At 68.2% G+C, this 17,078-nt stretch carries 16 protein-coding genes; 6 read left to right on the forward strand and 10 right to left on the reverse strand.

The window, feature by feature from the left end:
* Positions 1-372: 372 nt before the first annotated feature.
* Together PQB87_RS21590 and PQB87_RS21595 are read left to right on the forward strand one after the other, a co-directional pair.
* Complete coding sequence (locus tag PQB87_RS21590; RefSeq protein ID WP_226145493.1) at positions 373-900, forward strand: FAD/NAD(P)-binding protein; 528 nt, start codon at positions 373-375, stop codon at positions 898-900.
* Positions 897-1,940: an AbrB family transcriptional regulator gene (locus tag PQB87_RS21595; protein ID WP_153489138.1), complete on the forward strand. Its 1,044-nt coding sequence runs from the start codon at positions 897-899 to the stop codon at positions 1,938-1,940. Before PQB87_RS21590 ends, PQB87_RS21595 begins: the two co-directional genes overlap by 4 nt.
* Before the next feature lie 59 nt (positions 1,941-1,999).
* On the opposite strand, the gene PQB87_RS21600 is transcribed toward PQB87_RS21595, so the two are convergent.
* Complete coding sequence (locus PQB87_RS21600; protein WP_027789611.1) at positions 2,000-2,905, reverse strand: LysR family transcriptional regulator; 906 nt, start codon at positions 2,903-2,905, stop codon at positions 2,000-2,002.
* Between the two features lie 177 nt (positions 2,906-3,082).
* On the opposite strand from PQB87_RS21600, the gene PQB87_RS21605 reads away from it, so the two are divergent.
* Complete coding sequence (locus tag PQB87_RS21605; protein WP_489243754.1) at positions 3,083-4,621, forward strand: MFS transporter; 1,539 nt, start codon at positions 3,083-3,085, stop codon at positions 4,619-4,621.
* Positions 4,622-4,672: 51 nt separating this feature from the next.
* On the opposite strand, the gene PQB87_RS21610 is transcribed toward PQB87_RS21605, so the two are convergent.
* The 7 genes from PQB87_RS21610 to PQB87_RS21640 form a co-directional block, all read right to left on the reverse strand.
* Entirely contained in the window at positions 4,673-6,046 is a 1,374-nt protein-coding gene (locus PQB87_RS21610; protein WP_489243756.1) for an efflux transporter outer membrane subunit, read from the reverse strand.
* Positions 6,047-6,059: 13 nt separating this feature from the next.
* Entirely contained in the window at positions 6,060-8,120 is a 2,061-nt protein-coding gene (locus PQB87_RS21615) for a MacB family efflux pump subunit (RefSeq protein ID WP_489243757.1), read from the reverse strand.
* 2 nt (positions 8,121-8,122) lie between these two features.
* The gene (gene macA / locus PQB87_RS21620; protein ID WP_060066740.1) at positions 8,123-9,316 is read right to left on the reverse strand and encodes a macrolide transporter subunit MacA; all 1,194 of its coding nucleotides are present in this window, start codon (positions 9,314-9,316) and stop codon (positions 8,123-8,125) included.
* A gap of 284 nt (positions 9,317-9,600) precedes the next feature.
* Positions 9,601-10,329, reverse strand: a complete 729-nt coding sequence (locus PQB87_RS21625; protein ID WP_489243758.1) for a class I SAM-dependent methyltransferase — start codon at positions 10,327-10,329, stop codon at positions 9,601-9,603.
* A 55-nt stretch (positions 10,330-10,384) separates the two neighbouring features.
* Positions 10,385-10,966 (reverse strand): HD domain-containing protein, encoded by a 582-nt coding sequence (locus PQB87_RS21630; RefSeq protein WP_059619365.1) that lies wholly within the window; start codon positions 10,964-10,966, stop codon positions 10,385-10,387.
* 81 nt (positions 10,967-11,047) lie between these two features.
* Positions 11,048-11,605, reverse strand: coding sequence for a helix-turn-helix domain-containing protein (locus PQB87_RS21635; protein ID WP_059619362.1), 558 nt, complete (start codon positions 11,603-11,605; stop codon positions 11,048-11,050).
* Positions 11,606-11,689: 84 nt separating this feature from the next.
* Complete coding sequence (locus PQB87_RS21640; RefSeq protein ID WP_111939344.1) at positions 11,690-12,328, reverse strand: hypothetical protein; 639 nt, start codon at positions 12,326-12,328, stop codon at positions 11,690-11,692.
* 361 nt (positions 12,329-12,689) lie between these two features.
* Between PQB87_RS21640 and PQB87_RS21645 the strand changes: the two genes are divergently transcribed.
* Positions 12,690-14,093 carry an HdeD family acid-resistance protein gene (locus PQB87_RS21645; protein WP_489243760.1) on the forward strand — a complete coding sequence of 468 codons (1,404 nt, stop codon included), beginning with the start codon at positions 12,690-12,692 and terminating at the stop codon, positions 14,091-14,093.
* 96 nt (positions 14,094-14,189) lie between these two features.
* The gene (locus PQB87_RS21650; RefSeq protein WP_489243761.1) at positions 14,190-14,768 is read left to right on the forward strand and encodes a hypothetical protein; all 579 of its coding nucleotides are present in this window, start codon (positions 14,190-14,192) and stop codon (positions 14,766-14,768) included.
* Positions 14,769-14,849: 81 nt separating this feature from the next.
* Here the strand turns inward: PQB87_RS21650 and PQB87_RS21655 are convergent, their stop codons facing one another.
* A complete protein-coding gene (locus PQB87_RS21655) occupies positions 14,850-15,239 on the reverse strand; it encodes an OsmC family protein (protein ID WP_222213719.1) in 390 nt (129 codons plus the stop codon).
* A 230-nt stretch (positions 15,240-15,469) separates the two neighbouring features.
* Between PQB87_RS21655 and PQB87_RS21660 the strand changes: the two genes are divergently transcribed.
* Positions 15,470-16,201, forward strand: coding sequence for a ribonuclease T2 (locus tag PQB87_RS21660; RefSeq protein ID WP_124923717.1), 732 nt, complete (start codon positions 15,470-15,472; stop codon positions 16,199-16,201).
* 171 nt (positions 16,202-16,372) lie between these two features.
* Here PQB87_RS21660 and PQB87_RS21665 read toward each other — a convergent pair whose 3' ends face one another.
* Positions 16,373-17,011 (reverse strand): cysteine hydrolase family protein, encoded by a 639-nt coding sequence (locus PQB87_RS21665; protein WP_233344184.1) that lies wholly within the window; start codon positions 17,009-17,011, stop codon positions 16,373-16,375.
* Between the last annotated feature and the right edge of the window lie 67 nt (positions 17,012-17,078).

Raw genomic sequence — 17,078 nt, forward strand, 5'->3', positions numbered from 1 at the left:
GCTGACGGCCTCTCACCCGTGACAAGGCGCTGAGTCCCGCCAGTCAGGCGGTTCGCAACACAATTCCGAATTTCGATTGTCGTACGGACGTCGGTTGACGTCCGGGAGTTCGCTCGCCTGTTGATCGCGTCAATGCAGTTTCATTGCGAATTGATTGAATTGGTGTGGCTCGTTTCTTTCTCGTCTGAAAGCTTTGGTGGAGAAGCGAATCAATCGAATTCGTTGGATTGCTTTTTGAAATTGCGATCGGGTTTGCGGGGGCGTGATGATGGTTGTTCGGTAATGAGTAAATCTGGCTTGAATCGTTAACCAAGAATTGGAGGAATGGATTGAACCCGGCAATCTTGTTCTATCCGACGGTCGATCTATTCCGTGCTGTCGGCCACCAACCTCGTCGTGCCGATGCTCTGGCATGCGTTGCCCGAGCGGGAACGGAAGCTTTTCATCCGCAAGCTCCGGGGGCCGTGGCGCCAGCTTCGGGTGCCGATTCCCAAGGACAACTGGATAAAGATTCAGCATTACCTGCGCGCCGGACGGCTTGCATGCCACGTCGGGGTGCGCGAGGTTCGCGCGTGCGCGGACGGGTTTGTCGCGCAAGGACGGGATTTCACCGGCGCGTTCTCGCACATCATCAACGCCACGGGCGCGGGCAATGCGATGGATAGCGCGATCTACGCGAACATGTCGGCGTCCGGAATGTGCGTCCGGCACCCGTATGGCGGCATCCAGGTGCGTTACGACGATTGCCGCGTGATCGGGGCTGACGGGCCGTCGGACATCTTCGCGATCGGCAATCCGACTGCGGGGGTGTTCTATGCGGTCAGCAACATCGACGTCCTGCAGATGCAGGCGGACACGATCTGCCGAAGCCTGGCCGGCCGCCGGGACGCTGCCCGATGAAGACACTCGCCTATCTCGCCTGCCTGGCTGCGGTCGGCATGGCGCTGCAGTATGCGGGCGTCCCGCACGGCCTGCTGCTCGGCTCGATCCTCGCCGCTTCGATCGTGACCAGCCGGTTCGGCTTCGCGCCCGGGATGCGTTTCGGGCTCGAGTACGTGCAGATCGTGCTCGGCATGGCAACCGGCTTGCTGTTCAAGTCATGGGACACGCAGATGGTCGTCTCGATCGTGCCGAGCCTCGGCGTCCTGCTCGTCTGTCTGGCGGCACAAGTCGCGGTCGGTAGCCTCTGGCTGTCTCGCGTATCGCGCTGGAACCGGACCGACGCGCTGCTGGCCGTCTATCCCGGCGCGCTCGCCGCTGTATTCGACCTGCTGGAGTCCGAGCGCGCGTCGAGCAAGGTGATCGTCGTGCATCTGGTGCGGCTCATCTCGATCACGATGCTGGTGAGCTTCTTCATTCCCGTGCACGGCGGCGTATCGCTGCCGGCGACCGGCGCCGCACTGCCGGCAGCGGCAGTGCTGGCGCTGGCGGTGCTGGTGGCGCTCTGCGTGCTGGTCGGGCGCGCGCTGCTCGGGCTCGGCGTACCCGCGCCGTACATGATCACCGCGATCGTGCTGACGGGCGTCTTCGTGAAGGCGGGCTGGCTGCATGCGTTCGAGATGCCGACGTGGAGCGTCGATGCGGCATCGGTCATCCTGGGAGCATTGATCGGCGCGCAGTTCAGGCAGATCAGCATCGCGGACGGGCTGCGCTACGGCCGCACCGGCCTCGTGTGCATCGCGCTGATGCTGATGGTTGCCGGTGCGTTCGCGTGGGTGACGGCGCGCTTGTCCGGCTACGGCGTGCTGCCGCTGTGGCTCTCGTACGCGCCCGGCGCCATCGAGACGATCACGATCGTCGCGTATGGCGGCGGCCTGAGCGTCGTGTTCGTGTTGATGCATCATCTGACGCGCCTGGTCGTGCTGCACTTCGCGCCGGCGGTGCTCGTCCGTGCGCGCCGCCGACGCGTGCCGGCGATCGGGAGCGAAGCCGGCGAATAGACGCACGACAGCGGGCGGGCCGTACAGGCATGTGGCCCGTCACGCACTGTCACGTACCGTCACCGCTCGATCATCGGCGGAATCGCCTGAGCGAACGCGTCGATCACGCAGCGCGTCTTGCGCGGCAGGTAGCGCGTCTTCGGCCAGATCGCGTGGATGTCGCCTTCGCAGACGAAGCAGCGGTCGAGCACGACCGTCATCTCGCCGCGCTTCACGTAGTGATCGAGCAGCCAGCTCGGCAGCCAGGCGATCCCGAACCCCGATGCGCCGGCCGCCGCGATCGCCTGCACGTCGTCGAAACTGAGCTGGTGCGGCATGTCGATACGTACCGTCGAGCCGTCCGGCGCGCGCAAGTCCCACGGTTGAACGACCCCCGAGCGGGAATACGCGATCGTCCGGTGATGCTTCAGGTCGTCGAGCGTCTTCGGCATTCCGTGGCGCGCGAGATACGACGGCGCCGCGCCGAGGCTCCCGTATTGCGTGCCGAGCCGCCGCACCGCGAGGCTCGTGCTGTCCGCGAGCGTGCCGATCCGCACCGCGAGGTCGATGCCTTCCTCGACGAGATCGACGAAACGGTCGGTGATCGACACGTCGATCCGCAGATCCGGGTAGGTGCGTGCGAGATCGAGCACGACGGGCGTCACGCAGTGGTGCCCGAACGCGAGCGGCACGCTCAGGCGCAGCTTGCCGCGCGGCTCGTTGCGGCCGCAGTCGAGGTCGGCCTCCGCCGCTTCCAGTTCCGCCAGCGCGCGCACGCAGCGGTCGTAGTACGCCTGGCCGTCGTCGGTCAGGCTCTGGCTGCGCGTCGTGCGCTGCAGCAGCCGCGCACCGAGCCGCTTCTCGAGCCGCGCGACCGCCTTGCCGACGGCAGAGCGCGTCATGTCGAGCCGCTCCGCCGCCAGCGCGAAGCTGCCCGATTCCACTACCTGGACGAAGGTCGTCACGCCGTCGAGTCTGTCGGTCATCGGAGGGAGGGTGATTGAGTCCTATGGTTCCCCAGTCTGGAGAAATGCCTGCGTCAATGGGGATCGGAATTCTCACTATAGTACCGATTCCGGTTCAGCGTGCGTTGCCGGCCGCGCGCGACCCATCCTTCTCATCTGGAGGCGCGCGGCCCGTTGCCGGGCCGCCGCGCAATACGCATGACGCTATCCGACTCCCGCAGGAATGCGGTCGCGCTCGCGGCCGTCTGTCTCACGTCGCTGATGTTCGGCCTCGAAATCTCGAGCGTGCCGGTGATCCTGCCGACGCTCGAACACGTGCTGCATGGCGATTTCAACGGCATGCAGTGGATCATGAACGCGTACACGATCGCGTGTACGACCGTGCTGATGGCGGCCGGCACGCTCGCCGACCGGTTCGGCCGCAAGCGCGTGTACGTGATTGGCACCGTGCTGTTCGGCGCGACGTCGCTGCTGTGCGGGCTCGCGCCGAACGTGCCGGTGCTCGTCGCGGGCCGGCTGCTGCAGGGCGCCAGCGGCGGCGCGATGCTGATCTGCCAGATTGCGGTGCTGTCGCACCAGTTCCGCGAGGGCCGCGAGCGCGGCCGCGCATTCGGGATCTGGGGGATCGTGTTCGGCATCGGGCTCGGTTTCGGGCCGATCGTCGGCGGCGCGATCGTCGCGCTGGCGAACTGGCCGTGGGTGTTCCTCGTTCATGCACCGCTCGCGGCCGTCGCGCTCGCGCTGATCGGCGGCGCGGTGCAGGAGTCGCGCGATCCGCACGCGGGCAGCCTCGACGTGGCGGGCATCGTCACGCTGTCGCTCGCGGTGCTCGGCCTGGCCTTCTACATCACGCAAAGCGCGGAACTCGGGCTGACGAGCGCCGCCGGCCTCGGCGTGCTCGGCGCGACCGTGCTGGCGGTGGCCGGCTTCTTCCTCGCGGAGCGCGCGAGCGCGCGGCCGATGTTCGACTTCTCGGTGTTCCGGATCCGCGCGTTCACCGGCGCGATCTTCGGCTCGATGGGGATGAACTTCAGCTTCTGGCCGTTCATGATCTACCTGCCGATCTGGTTTCAGATCGCGCTCGGCTACGACAGCGTGACGGCCGGCCTCGCGTTGCTCGCGTACACGCTGCCGACGCTGGTCGTGCCGCCGTTCGGCGAACGGCTCGCGCTGCGCTACGGGCCGGGCGTCGTGATCCCGGGCGGCTTGTTCACGATCGCCGCCGGTTTTGCGCTGATGCGGATCGGCAGCGCGGCCGACCACGCAAGCTGGGTGACGATGCTGCCCGGCTGCGTGATCGCCGGCATCGGGCTCGGGCTCACGAACACGCCGGTGACCAACACGACAACGGGTGCGGTGCCGAGCGCGCGGGCGGGGATGGCGTCGGGCATCGACATGAGCGCGCGGATGATCTCGCTCGCACTGAATATCGCGGCCATGGGCTTCGTGCTGGTCGCGGGGATCGTCGCGAGCCTGAAGGGCGGTGTCGCGGGCACGATCGGCGACGGGGCGCTGCGCCGGCTCGCGCAGGAGATTGCTTCCGGGCGAACCGACGGGCTGCACGAGATCGCACCGGCGCTCGCACAGGCCGACCCGACCGGCACGGCGTTGCACGCGGCGCTCGTGCACGGGTTCGGCTGGGTGATGGTGTACGGCGCGGCCGGCGTGGCCGTGCTCGCGACGGCGAGCGCGGTGGCGTTCGCGCCGGCGCGGCGCGGGGCGGCCGTGTGCGAATGACGCCGCGCATGGCCGGCGGGGCAGGGGCGGCCGGCCCGGTGCGCGGGCCGGTCAGGACATCCCGCCGCCGAGCGCGCGGTACAGCGTCATCTGGTTGTTGAGCCGGTCCAGCCGCGTCTGTTCGTCGGCGCTTTGCGCATCGCGCAGCCGCTGCTGCTGGTCGAGCCACGGTTGCACGGCGGTCGCGCCGGCCGCGAACTGCGCGGCGGCGAGCCGCTCGGCACGCTGCGCCTGTTCGAGCGACAGCGCGCGCTGTTCGGCCTCGCGTTCGAGCTGGACGCGCGCCGACAGCGCGTTCTCGACTTCCGCGAGTGCCGTGTAGAGCTTCTGCCGGAACCCGACGACGGCCTCCTCGTACTGCGTCTTCGACACCTTGATCTGCAGCTGCATCGTGTTCCACTGGATGAACGGCAGGGCCAGGCCGAGCCCGAGCGTGCCGACCGGATTCGCGAGCACGCGCTCGAGGCTCGTGCTCGACGTGCCGGCCGCGCCGGTCAGCGTGAAGGTCGGGTAGAAACTGGTACGTGTCGCGTCGACCTGCGCGAGCGATTCGCGCAGCCTGAATTCCGCCGCGCGCAAGTCGGGGCGCCGGCCGAGCAGGCTGGCCGGCAGGCCGGCCGCCACTTCCGGCGGCGGCGCGTCGGGCAGCGCCGGCGGTTCGGCCGCGCGCTGTTGTGGCGGCCGGTCGAACAGGATCGCGAGGGCGTGACGGTTCTCGGTACGCTGCTGGATCAGGCGTGTCTGCGCGGCCCGCTGCGTGGCGAGGTTTTGTTCGGCCTGCGCAAGGTCGAGCCCCGACACGGCGCCGGCCGTGTGCCGTGACCGGACGACCGCGAGCGTGCGGACCGCGTACGCGATGTTCGCGTCGCCGAGCGCGATCTGCCGGTTCAGAAAGCCGATCCGCCAGTACAGCGACGCGGTCGTGCCGATCAGCGACAGCCGCGCGGCTTCGAGATCGGCGGCCGTCGCGTCGGCTTCCCAGCGCGCGGCGTCGCGCAGCGCGGCCAGCCGGCTCCACAGGTCGATTTCATAGCTGAGCGAAGCGTTCGCGTTGCTCGACCGGCGCATCTGGTGCGTATCGAGCGTGCGCGACACGGCACCGTTCGCGCCGAGCGTCACATTGGGCGTCAGGTTCGTATTCGCGAGCCCGGCCTGCAGTTGCGCGCGGTACACGCGGATCGCCGCGATAGCGAGGTCGTTGTTGGCGCGCAGCGCGTCGTCGATCAGCGCGTCGAGTTGCGGATCGCCGAAGCTGCGCCACCAGTCGCGCGTCGTCGCCGGTGCGTCGGCGGAAACCGGCGCCGACCAGTTGGCGGGCATCGCGACGGCTGGCAGCGGATCATGGCGCGCCCCCGCGCAGCCGGCGAGCAGCGCGGCCGCGCATGCGAATGCGCCGAGGCGCTGGAGCGGTGAGGAATGCGTCATGGCGGGCCTTGCGTCAGTCGCGCGCGAGCGCATCGATCGGATCGAGCCGCGATGCGTTGCGCGCGGGCATGAAGCCGAATATCACACCGGTGAGCGTCGAGCAGACGAACGCGGTCACGATCGCGCCGGCCGAGAACACCATCTTCCACTGCGCGACGAACATCGAGAACAGCGCGCCGAGCCCGAACGACAGCGCGATGCCGATCGTGCCGCCGAGCAGGCAGACCAGCACGGCCTCGACGAGAAACTGCTGCAGGATGTCGGACTGGCGCGCGCCGACCGCCATCCGGATGCCGATTTCGCGCGTGCGCTCGGTAACCGACACCAGCATGATGTTCATCACGCCGATTCCGCCGACGACGAGCGAGATCACGGCGATCAACGACAGCAGCAGCGTCAGCGACTGGCCGGTCTTCTCGACGGTCTTCACGACGCTGTCCATGTTGTACGTGAAGAAGTCCTTGCGGCCGTGGCGCTGCTTCATCAGCGTTTCGAGGCTTTTTTCGGCGGCGGCGCTCGGCTGCCCGTCGCGCACGCGCACGGTGATGCTGTCGAGATAACGCTGCCCGAAGAGACGCCCGCTCGCGGTCGTGTACGGCACCCACACGTTCAGGCTCTTCACGCTGCCGAACGCGCTCTTCTTGTCCGCCGTCACGCCGATCACGACGCACGGCACGTTGTCGACCAGGATCACTTCGCCGATCGGGTTGCGCGTCGCGCCGAACAGCTTGCGGCGCGTGTTCTGGTCGATCACGGCCACCTGCACCTGGCGGCGCACCGCGTCCTCGTCGAATGCGACACCGAGCGCGAAGCGCATCCCGCGCGCCTGGAAGAAGCGGTCGCCGACGCCGCTCACGAGCGCGTTCACGTCGACGTTGCGGTAGCGCAGCAGCAGCGTGCGCGACGTTTCGGGCGTCGCGCTGTCGACATACGGCTGCTCGGCGAGCGCGGCGACATCGGCCGGCACGAGCGTCTGGATCGCATCGGCGCGGCTGTCGCCCCAGTCGGTGCCCGGGTAGATGTTGATCGTGTTCGTGCCGATGCTGCCGATCTCGTCGAGCATGTAGCGCTTCGCGCCTTCGCCGATCGCGACGATCGACACGACCGACGTGATACCGATGATGATGCCGAGCATCGTCAGCAGCGTGCGCAGCCGGTGCGACACGAGTGCGATCCACGCCATCCGGCAGGCCTCGGCGAAGCGCCCGGAGCCGGCCGCGAAGCGGCGCACGCGCGGGGCGGCATCGGCATGCGGATCGGGGGCGACTGCCGCGGGCGGCGACGGCATGTCGCGACGATCGCGGGTGGATGGCGCGCCGGTTTCCGCTTCGCTCGCTTCCGCTGCATCTGCGCCCGCGCCTGCTTCCGCGAGAGCTTCCGCATGGTGCCGGTTCGGCCGGTCGGCGACGATCGCGCCGTCGCTGATTTCGATGATGCGCCGCGCATGGCGCGCGACGGCCTTGTCGTGCGTGACGATGACGATCGTATGACCGAGCGCGTTCAGCTCGTGCAGGATGCGGATCACGTCCTGGCCGCTTTTCGTGTCGAGCGCGCCGGTCGGTTCGTCGGCGAGGATCACGTGGCCGCCGTTCATCAGCGCGCGCGCGATGCTCACGCGCTGCTGCTGGCCGCCGGACAGTTGCCCGGGGCGATGGTGCGCGCGATCCGCGAGCCCGAGGCGCGCGAGCAGCTCGCGTGCGCGCGCGTGCCGCTCCGCGCGCGGCGTGCCGGCATAGATCGCGGGCATTTCGAGGTTCGCGACGGCATCGACGTGCGGCAGCAGGTGATAGCGCTGGAACACGAAGCCGAAGTGCTCGCGGCGCAGTTGCGCGAGCTCGTCGCTGTCGAGCATGTGCGTGTCGCGGCCGCCGACCGTGTAGGTGCCTTCGCTCGGGTGGTCGAGGCAGCCGAGGATGTTCATCAGCGTCGACTTCCCGGAACCCGACGCGCCGACGATCGCGACGATCTCGCCCGCGTGGATCGACAGGTTGACGTTGTTCAGCACGACGACGTCCTTGTCGCCGGCCGGAAAGCGTCGTGTGACGGCGGAGAGTTTCAGCAGGGGCTGGCTCATCGTCACACCACGTCCGCCAGCGGCGCGTGGTCGTCCGCGGACGCTTCGCCGATCACCACGCGTTCGCCGTCCTTCAGGCCGGCCAGCACTTCGACGCGCACGTTGTTGTTGATGCCGATGCGGACGTTGCGCGTTTCCGTGCTGCCGTCGGCGCGCAGCACGCGCACCGCGTAGGTGCCGTCCTTGCGTTTCTCGCCCAGCGCGGCGGCCGGAATGCTGAGCGCGTTGCGCGCGTTGCCGAGCACGATGTTGACCTGCGCGGTCATCGAGATGCGCAGCCGGTGCTCGGGATTCGGCACCTCGAACAACGCGTTGTAGAACACCGCCGAATTCGGTTTCGCGCCGCCGCCCGCGCCGCCGCCGAGCGCGCCTTGCGTTTCGGCGTAGTTCTGCGGCGCCGGCTCGATCGCGCGCAGCTTGCCGTAGTGGCGCCTGTCCGGTTCGCCCAGGATCGTGAAATACGCGGTCTGGCCGGCGTTCACGCGGATCACGTCGGCTTCCGACACCTGCGCCTTCACGGTCATCGTGTCGAGATCCGCGAGCTTCAGGATCACCGGCGCCTGCTGTTGCGCGATCACCGTCTGGCCTTCCTGCGTGACGATCGCGACGACCTGGCCGTCGATCGGCGCGACGATGCGCGTGTAGCCGAGGTTGGCCTGCGCGGTCTCGATCTGGATGCGGGCCGAGCGGATCTGCGCGGCGAGCGACGCGAGCGTCGCGCGCTGCACGTCGAGCGTCGCGCGCGCGGCTTCGAACGACTCGCGCGACGTCGCGTCGTCGGGCAGCATGGCCTGCTGGCGCCGGAACGCGAGTTCCGCCTGCGTGAGTTGCGCGGCGGTCGACTGCTGCTGCGCGCGCAGGCTTTCTTCGCTGGCGCGTGCCTGCCGCAGCGCGTTTTCCGAGAGCACGGGGTCGATCTCGGCGAGCCACTGGCCCTTCGTGACCTTGTCGCCGAGCTTGACCTTCAGCGACTTCAACTGCCCCGAGACTTGCGCGCCGACGTCGACCTGCCTGAATGCCTGCAGCGCACCGGTGGCCAGCACCGCGTTTTCGAGGTCGCCGCGCGAGACGGGCGCGGACAGGTATTGCGGATGCTTGTCGGGTGCGCACGCCTTCAGCGTGACACCGGTGGCGATCGCGACGATGGCAACGGTGGCCAGCACGATGCGCCGGCGGCGATGGGTCTTCTGAGTCATGAGCGTGCGGCGAGGATGAAGCGGTGCCGGCAATGCGTGCGGCCGGGCGGGACGATCCGGCCGGCGTCGCCTGGCGGGCGGGTTGCCCGCGGGCTTCCGCGTACACCTCGCGCGGCCGTGCCGGGTCGAATCAGCCGCTCATGGTAAGCGAGGAATTCACGACAAATCGTGTGGAAATTGTGCTGAATTGTGCGGACGCCGTGCGGGAATGGAGGCCGGGCGGCGACATTGTTGCAATCTGTCAGAGCGGCGGGCGAAAGCTCGTGCGCGTGTTGCCGCGTGCGTTATCGCCGCGCGGCGACGAGTGCCATCATCGGCCGGTCGCGTTCCTCGTCGAGCGCGGGCAGGGCATCGACCTGTTCCTGCGTCGGCCCCCATTCGTCCAGGTGCGTGAGCGTGAAGCCGCTGCCGATCAGCAGGTTCACGAGCGTGCCGAGCGTGCGGTGCTGCTTGACGACGCCCGGCGCGAGCCAGTCGGTCACGCGTTCGCCTTCGCGCTGATAGCCGTCGAGCGGCCACGAGCGGTTGCCCTGCGCGTCGACGACGAAACCGGGCCGGCGCGGCGCCGTATAGACCGGATGCTCGATCGAGAACACGAGCCGCGCGCCCGGCACGAGCGCACGATGGAGCGTGCGGAACAAGGTATCGAGGTCTGCGATGTAATGGAGCGCGAGCGAACTGTACGCGACATCGAACGCGGCATTCGGCAGCGCGAGCGTTTCGAGGTCGGCGCGGCGGTACGTGATCGCCGGATGCGCGGCGCTCGATGCCGCACGTTCGAGCATGCGCTCGGACACGTCGATGCCGAGCACGCTTGCCGCGCCCTGGCCGGCGGCCCAGCGGCTGAACCATCCGTAGCCGCAGCCGAGGTCGAGCACGCGGCGACCGTGCAGGTCGGGCAGCAGCGCGCGCAGCGCGGGCCATTCGGGGGCGCCGTCGAGTCCGTGGATCGAGCGGTTCAGGCGGCTGTAGCCTTCGAAGAAGGCTGGGTCGTCGTAGATGTTCTGCGTCATGCGTAGGGCCTCGTGCGGGCTGGGTGCGCGGTGTCGCGCGGCCGGTTCCGCGAGCTTACGCGTGCTGCCCGCTCGCGTCGATCCGGCGTTGCGTGTCGGCGTCGACGATGTCGCGGATCGCGCTGAACAGCGGTGCGGCGTCGGTATAGCGGCGGCCGTAGCCGAGATTGAACGCGTAGTCGAAATCGGGCGGATTGCTGCCCTGGGTGTGCTGCAGGATCGTCTCCAGCTTGTCGAACGCTTTTGCCGCGCGCGCTTCCGGCGACGCGGCCGCTTCGTATTCATCCCACAGTGCGACGATCTCGTCGCGCTGCGCCGGATCGAGCGGCGCGGTCAGCGTCAGCAGGTCGTCGCGTTCGTGCGCGCTCTTGTCGGGGTGCGCGGCCTGCTCGATCGCGGGGATGTCGCCGTGCAGCGCCTCGCCGAGATCGTGGACGACACACAGCTTCAGCAGCTTCAGCGTGTCGATGCCGGGCAGCGCATCGGCGAATACGAGTGCCATCAGGCACAGCCGCCAGCTATGCTCGGCGGTGCTTTCCGCGCGCCCGGCCGACGTGTGGCCGCTGCGCAGCACATCCTTCAGGCGTTCGGCTTCGCGCAGGAACGCGAGCCGCGCGTGGATCGTATCGGGGTTCATGGTCGGTGTCCGTGCGATGAGCCGTCAAGCGTAAGGCGGCCACGCACGGTTCGTCCACGCATGAAATATGCGCGGGCCGTTCTACAGCGTTTCCACGAGCCGCGCGGCCGACCCGTCCGACAACGTCATCCGTGTCCACCGGCACAGGCTGCCGCGGATCGGCACGACGCGCGACGCATTCGCGCCGGTGTCGAATTCGACGCTCGGCGGCCCCGCGCGATCATGCCAGCCGAGCGTATCGAGCGCGGTTTCCATGCGGACGATTGCCGGCGTCGCATAGCGCCATAGCGACGTGCCGAGCAGCATCGACAGCGGTTGCGAGAATTCGGCTGCACGCGCAGGCGAACAGGCGAGCAGCCGGTGCGTGAGGTCGCACACGAGATGCATGCGGCCCGCGCTGCCCGCGACGAGCCGCGCAAGCGCGTGATCGCCCGCGGAATCGAGGCGCGCGGCGAGCAGCCGTTCGGCCGTCGCGCGTTCGCCGGGCGACATCTGTTGCAGGCCGGCTTCCCAGCGTGAGATCGTCGATTGCGCCACGCCGAACAGTTCCGCCGCGTGGCTCTGTTTCACGCGGTGCAGCGCACGCCAGCGCTTGAGTTGCGGGCCGAGTGGCGGTGCGTGAAGCGGTGAGGCAGACATGGCGGTACTCCGGTTGCAGTCGTCGGGTGCGCTCGCGTGCCGCTGCCTGCCGTCACAGGCGCAACAGCGGCGACGCTTGTGCCATTACATGATCCGCAGGCCGCCGTTTGCCTCGATCGCGATGGCTGCGAACGGCACGAGCACGATGCCGCCCAGCACGAGCAGGCCGTCGGCGGCCACCGTGATCGGCGTGGCGAGGATCCGCAGGCCCATGCCGGCGACGGACGGCGATTCCCGGATGTACACCGAGTACCGCTCGTTGAACGGTTGCGTGGCGCCCTTGTCCTTCGCGGCGAAACCCTCCGTCGAATAGCGCTTGCCTTCGATGTTGCCTTCGAGCGCGAGGCCGGCCGTCCCGGCAGTGAATCCGTCGGCGCTCGCGGCTTGCCGGGCGTCGTCCGGCGCGTCCTTTGGCAACACGATCCGGTAGTGGCCGGTGATGCTGCCGCCGCGCGCATGAAAGTCGGCAAACGTCGTGTGCAGCGATTTCCGGTACCCGGACAACAGCACCGGCCGCAATTGCGCCGGCAGATCGAAGATGTAGTGGTAGTTCGTACCGAGGACGACCAGCTTCTTGCCGTCCTGCGTGATCATGAAGCTCGTGACGTATTCGCTGTATGCGTCGTTCTCGTACAGCTTCGGCGTGAAGCAGCCCGACAGCGCGAGGGTGCTCGCGGCCATGCCGGCGGCCAGCAGGCGCCGGCGCGTGATCGATGTTTTCATGGATTATTGTCCCGTCTGATGCGGTTTGGTGGCTTGCGCCCTCGGAAGCCGGATTCTCGCGTATCCACCGCGCATTGTCGAACGGGAAATCTGCCTGGGCAGCGCTCGCAATCCGGCCCTATCCAGCGGCATGCTGCGCTCTCCCGACCCGCCGCCAACGTTTTCGTCGCGCTTTCAACCGTCTCCGCCATATCTTATTATTCGGCCAGTGCGGAGGCGTACCGGCCGCCAACGGTCATGTCGAGGCATGACGCGCCGGCATGAATGACCGCTTTTCGGCCGGTGCGTCGCTCGACGCGCGGTCGAAACGACAGGACCCGCGTGGCCAGCGCGTGTCCCGAAAAAATCACGAGAGGGCGCGATGGTACGACTGGTCTTACTGCTGCTGGGCATCGAATACTTGCGCACCCGCTGGCGCGGGCTGACCGCACTTGGCTGGGTGTGGGTCGTCGCGGGTGTCGTGATCTTCGTCGACGCGCTCGACGGCGCGCTGCATTTTCCGATCCAGATCTTCGCGTGGCTGTTCCTGATCGAGGGGCTCGCGACGCTCGCGGTGGCCGGCAGCGGCGTCGGCGGGCAGCGCGTCCTGCGCTACGTGAAGGGGATCGCGGTCGTGGTGGCCGCCGGGCTCGTGTTCGCGGGGCATCATCATGGCCATTTCCTGCTGTCGATGATCTTCGGCACGCTGTTCCTCGTCGACGGGCTGCTGCAGTGCACCGCCGCGTGGATGGTGCGCTATCGCCGCTGGAACGTCGCCTTCGCGTGGGGCGTCGTCGAAATCTTGCTGGCGATCTTCTTCTACCAGCCGTACCCGACCCACTACGTGGGCACCGTGCCGTACTGCCTCGGCCTGCTGCTGATATTCGGCGGGATGCACATGCTGAGCCTCGCCGCACGCGTGCGGCGACTGACGCGCAATCCGGCGTTCGCGACCTCGCCGGCGCCGGCACTCGCGCCGGACCTCGACGATGCGCGCGACCTGCCGCATTTTTCCCAATCCGAATGGGACGGCCCGCCGGCCGACGGCGAGCATGCGCTCACCGTGCACGTGTGGACGCCGACCGGCACGTCGAAAGCCGAAGCGCAACGCTACCCGGTGATCGACCGCTATATCGCGGCGGTGGACGTCAACGGCGTGATCTCGACCGGGCACGCGGCGCTGGAATCGCCGGAGGGCATCTATATCAGCCTGTATCCGGGCGTCGAAATCGATCGTTCTCCGGACGAATTCACGCGCATCCTGCGTGCAACCCGCGAAAACGACGTGCCGGGCCTGTTCCAGCCCGACTACGCGACCGAGTCGAAGGCATGGTGCCCGTCGACCGTGCGCGTGCGGATCCGCAACTACGATCCGGCGAAGCTGGAAGCGTTCTGGTCGTCGTACCGGCAGAACGTGACGTACAACCTCACGCACCGCAACTGCTCGAGCACCGTGTCGAACGCACTCGAAGCCGCGCTCGACGGCGCGGTATGGCGGCTGAAGGGGGCGCGCGCCGGATGGGGCGCGTTCGTGCGGTTGCTGCTCACGCCCGAGCTGTGGGTTGCCGCGCAGATCCGCAAGCGCGCGGTGACGATGGCGTGGACGCCCGGGCTCACGCTCGACTATGCGCGCGCGCTCAGCATGCTTGCCGACCCGCGGCCGTTCGCGTGGTGGAAGGTCGCGCGCTCGGCCGTGAAGGCGATCATGGAGTCGCGCCGCACGTGGCGCGAGCAGGACAACGCGGCGCTGTCGCCAGGCGGATCGGAGGCTGCGTCGTTGAAGTGACCGCGTGCCGCCGGACGAGGGCCCGGCGTCACTGAGGCTGCCACCGCGCGGCCCGGCGATGTTGCCCGCCACAAGAACCCACAGATACGAACAACAATGAACAAGACGAGCGCATTCCGCATCCTGATTCCCGCCGTGCTGGCGCTGACGAGCGCCGGTTTCGCGCAGGCGAGCGCGGACGAAGTGCCGCACATGAGCGACGACGTGTACCGCACCTCGGTGTCGTTCTGCTCGAACGTCGCGGCCGCGGAGAAGATCGCGTGCCAGGGCGACATGATTGCCGCGGGCAGCCGGATCGTCGCGGCGATCGGCGGCCTGCCGCCGGCATCCGCCGTGTCGATCGACGAAGGCGCGCGCAACAAGCTGCCGGCGGCGGAGCGCAAGGGGCTCGCGCCTGTCGAGCCGCGCGCGATCGACAAGGACGACGATGTCGCCGGTCTCGCCGGCATGGTGCGCCTGTGCGACGTGTACGAGTCCGAATCGGCATCGCGTGCGCGGCATCACGCGGCGTTGAAGCAGCAGGCGCCGGACGCGGCACCGCGCGTCGAGGCGTTGCTGGCCGATGCGTCGACGGCGGCGCGCCAGCGCGTCAGCATCGGCGTGTGGCAGATCCTCGCGCTCGAAGGCCCCGAAGCGTCCGCCCGCGCGTGCACACAGCTCGGCACCGGGTCGTGAGTGCCTGTTCGCCACGGATGCCTGTCGTGTGGCCATCGACGTGCGGCCGTCGACCGTGCCGAGTCCGGCGCGCCGTGACGGTCAGCCGCTCGCGATCGTGGCCGGCCTGACCCGTATCGGCTTGCCGAGCGTCCGGGCGACCGGAGAAGCCCGCACCGCGTCGCGCACGAGTGTCTGCTGCGCGTGCGACAGCGGCGCCGCGAAGCGCAGTGCGATGTCGAAGCCCGTTTCATGGTCGAGGCGATCGACGGTGACGTCCGCCGTGCACGCGGGCAGCGTCACGCCCGCGCGTCGTGCGGCCAGGTCGATCGACATGCAGACGCAGGCCGCGAGCGCGCTTTCGAGCAGTTCGTGCGGCCGCATGCCCGCGTCGCCGCCCTGGCCGTCCTTGTGCGTGTCCGAGCGCACGACGCTGCGTCCGTTGCCGATCTCGACGCAATATGGCTTGCCGAGCCGTGTCGCGGTCACCATGGCGATGCTCCGTTGCAGGATGAGGGTGGCGACACGGTACGCCGGCGTCGCGTGCGGCGGAAGGCAACCGCTGGTACCGGTACCGGTTGTAACCGGCCCGGCGGCGCCCTGCGCGTTATTTCGTCCACCTTCACATTCGTGCCACGTTGCGACGGCAACAATCGCGGTCGGACATTCGACAACCGTGCGGCGCATCCCGCGACCGCATGCCTTTTCCGAGGAAACACGCCATGCTCAAGACGCTCGCCCGCGCCGCTGCCGCACTCGCCGTTGCTTCCGTGTCGCTGCACGCCGCCGCGCAGACCAGCTACGACTACCTGTTGCTCGCCGCATCGTGGGAGCCCGGCTTCTGCGCGTCGCACGACACGCCGGAATGCACGAACCTCGCCGGCTCGTATGCGGCGACGAGCCTGTCGCTGCATGGCCTGTGGCCGAACCGTTATGACGGCAACCAGCCGTTCTACTGCGGTGTGCCGCAGAACGACATCGACCTCGACAACGCGCACCAGTGGTGCAGCATGGACGCCTACCCGATCAGCAGCGCGACCCGCAACACGCTGTCGACGTACATGCCGGGCGTTGCGTCGTGCCTCGACAAGCACGAATGGTTCAAGCACGGCACCTGCTCGAACTCGGCGACACCCGATGCGTACTGGAACCAGGCGTCCGGCATGATCAGCCGGCTCGGCAATACGTCGTTCAACGCGTACCTGCAGGCGAATGCGGGCAAGACGGTCACGCGCAACCAGTTGCTGTCGGCGTTCGAAGGCGCGTTCGGCAGCAACACGCGCAGCGCGGTGTCGCTGAAGTGCACGAAGACGAATGGCGTCAGCTATTTCACCGAAGCATGGATCGCGGTGAAGACCAATGCGACCGCGCAGTTTCCGAGCGCCGCGTCGCTCGTGACCGACGGCAATACGCAGGGCACGTGCCCGACGTCGGGTGTGTTTATCGCGAAGTGAAGGGGAAGAGGGAGGCGGCGCGCGCGGCATCGCGCACGCCGTCGCCCGTTACGGGTTCGGCGGGACGCTCGACCACGGCAGCCGGGCCTGGTGGCCGTCACCCTGCAGGTCGACTCGGGTGATGTCGTTGGCCTGTCGCGCTCGCGCGTGTGCGTGCGTGCGCGTGTGCGTTTACGCGAGCAGCCGCAACGCGTCCTCGAGCGACAGCACCGTCGTGCGCGATTCGAAGGCGGTGGCGAACAGGTGCTCGTGAACCACCGGGTCCGGGTCGTAGCAGCAATCCTTGACCGTAAAGAGGCGGAAGTCCGCATCGCTCGCGTGGGCGATCGACGACAGCATCACGCCCGTCGACGCGATGCCGACCATGATCAGCGAATCGACGCCTTGCTCGACCAGGCGCGCTTGCAGATCGGTGCCGAAGAATACGCTGGCGCGGTGCGCGACGATCAGCGGCTCGTCGGCCTGCCGACCCAACTCCGGGCATGGGCCGTCGTCGATGAAGCGGCCGAGCTGCTTGATGCCCTGGCCGTTCTTGTTGCGCGGGCTGACTTCCGGATAGCCGGGGCTGAACCGGAGGTTCGCGAACCAGACGCCGATGCCGCTTGCCCGCGCTGCGTCGCAGACCTGGCGCGTATTGGCGAGCAAACCGGGCGCGACCGACGGAAAGAGGCCGAGGATGTCGGTCTGGTAATGCATGACGAGCAGCGCGGTGCTTGACGGCACGATCGCGGGAATCGGTGCGGATGGGGCGTCGCCGGGGTTGGTGCGGGGGGCCGTTGTTGCGATTTCCGGTGCGTTTTGCCGAGTCATGAACGAGGGTCTCCGATAGCTCGCGGGGAATTTCAGCGTCCCCGATTTGTACCGGAAAATCGGGGTG

It is taken from the genome of Burkholderia sp. KL41, assembly GCF_057005415.2.